2 pseudogenes are annotated in these 2,308 nt (G+C 77.1%); both read left to right on the top strand.

Going from position 1 to position 2,308, the window contains the following annotated elements:
* Positions 1-527: pseudogene (locus OM076_RS44385) on the top strand (hypothetical protein); the annotation flags it as partial.
* A 60-nt stretch (positions 528-587) separates the two neighbouring features.
* Positions 588-2,308, top strand: a pseudogene (locus OM076_RS44380) (hypothetical protein); the annotation flags it as partial.

Genomic DNA, 2,308 nt, shown 5'->3' with positions numbered 1-2,308 from the left:
AGCCGAAGCCGGCCGTCGCCGCCGCCAAGCCGGAGGCCGCCGCCAAGCCGAAGCCGGCCGCCAAGCCGAAGCCGGCCGTCGCCGCCGCCAAGCCGGAGGCCGCCGCCAAGCCGAAGCCGGCCGCCAAGCCGAAGCCGGCCGTCGCCGCCGCCAAGCCGGAGGCCGCCGCCAAGCCGAAGCCGGCCGCCAAGCCGAAGCCGGCCGTCGCCGCCGCCAAGCCGGAGGCCGCCGCCAAGCCGAAGCCGGCCGCCACCGCCGCCAAGCCGAAGGCCGCCGCCAAGCCCATCGCGCAGGCGGCGCCGGCCGGCGCGCCGACCGTCCCGAGTGGCCCGGCGAAGCCGAAGCCCGCGGCGACGAGCCCGACGGCCAAAGCCCCCGCGCGGGCGGACGAGCCGCCGCAGGCCGCCAACGGTGCCGCCGCCACGCCCACCGAGGGCTCCGTTGCGACCGGCGAGGTCACGGCGAAGACTGCCGCCGGCAACGGGTCCGGGGCCGCGAAGCCCGCTCCCGTCAAGCCCGCGGGCTGATCGCGCTGACGTGCGCGGCCTGGTTCGCCGGGCCGCGCGCGCATTAGAGTCCGCGCGTATATGCGCCCCATCCCTGCCGACAGCTTGGGCCACGCCCACGGACTTCTTCGCGCGATCGACAAGCGCGGACGGCTGCGCACGGACGAGTTCGTGACGGAGTTCAGCCTCGAGGAACTGTTCCCGCCAGACCTCGAGAACGCGCTCGGCCGGATGCGCCACTTCATCTCCTACGCGCGCGCCGCCGGGCTCGTCAAGGAAGACCGCGGCGTGGTCGAGCTCACCGAGGTCGGCCGGCGCTACATCCGCTCGGGCGAGCCGGACGCGCCGTTCGCGATCGGCCCCCAACAGGCCGAGTGGCTGCGCCGCCAGCTGCGCGAGAAGCACATGACGGACTCGATCTTCCATGGGCTCGCGATCGGCATCAGCCTGCTCGCCTCGACCCCGCCCGGGACGCGCGTCTCGACGATGGACTTCGGCCGCTCGATGGCCTACCTCGGCCGCGCCGGCTGGGACAACGAGAACACGCTCGAGAGCCAGGGCGAGCGCCACCTGACGCTGCTCAAGGACATGGAGATGATCGACGCCGAGCACCGGGTCACGCCGACGGGCGACCTGGTCCGCGGCGAGCTCACCCTGCCGGTCCACATGTCCCTGCCCGACATCGCCGCGCAGCTGAACCCGGGCGGCGCCGAGGCCGTGCGCGCGGCCGCCGAGAAGGAATGGGCCGAACCGGAGCCCGAGCCCGAGCCCGAGCCGGTCGCCGAGCCGGAGCCCGAAGCCGAAGAGGACGAAGACGAAGACGACGGCGGTTACCACACGGTCGCGGACTTCGGCTCCGTCTCGCCGCCGAAGGAGGACGAGGCACCGCGCCCGCCGATCGTCCCCCGCGCGGCGGCGTACTCCGGCGAGGAGACCCGGGAACTCTCCTCCGGCGACCCACTGGCCGGCCCGTCGACGAGCGTCGCCCCGCCGTCCGCGGCCGGAGGCGACCCCCTCGCCGCCGAGCAACCGGTCGTCTACCCGCCGCCGATCGAGAACACCCCGAGCCCCACGGACGCGCCGACGGTCGTGAGCTCGTCCGCCCCGTCCGTCGCACCCCCGCACCCCGAGGCGCGCGTGGCCGAGCCGGTCGCACTGCCCGTCGAAGCGTTCGTGGCACCGCCGTCGGTGTCGACGCCGGCCGAGGCATCGGTCGCGGAGCCGGCCGAGGCGTCGGTAGCGCCGCCGTCGGCCGAAGAGTCGGTTGCCGGCCCGGCCGAGGCGTCGGTTGCGCCGCCGTCGGTGTCGCCCCCCGCCGAGGCGCAAGTGGCCGAACCGGTCGCGCCGCCGGTGGCCGCATCGCCGGTTGCCGAGCCGGCTGAGTCGCTCGCCGAGGCGTCGGTTGCGCCGCCATCGGTGCCGCCGCCCGCCGAGGCGCGAGTGGCCGAACCGGTCGCCGAGCCGGCGGTCCCCTCGCCTTCGGACGGCGCGGCTGTGCCGCCGCCCGTCTCCGCGCCGCCGGCCGACGTCGCGGCCTCGGCCGCACCGCCGTCGTCGGCGCCGCCCGAGATCGCGTCGCCCGTGCCGCCACCTCCCTCCGCTGCGCCTCCTTCGGTGCCGGCTGCGGCCGCGTCGGACGAGCCTGTCGAGGTCGCGGCCTCCGCCGCGGCGCCCGCGGGGGCGTCGCCTGAGGCGCTGGCCGTGTCGGCTGAGCCTGAGGTCGCGGCCTCCGCCGCGCCCGCCGGCGTGGCGCCCGAGGCCGGCTCGGCGGCGTCGCCGTCGCCCGCGCCGGCCGAGGTGCC

It is taken from the genome of Solirubrobacter ginsenosidimutans, assembly GCF_027587205.1.
The sequence above is the reverse complement of the archived record's forward strand: the minus strand, read 5'-3'. Positions and strand labels throughout refer to the sequence as shown.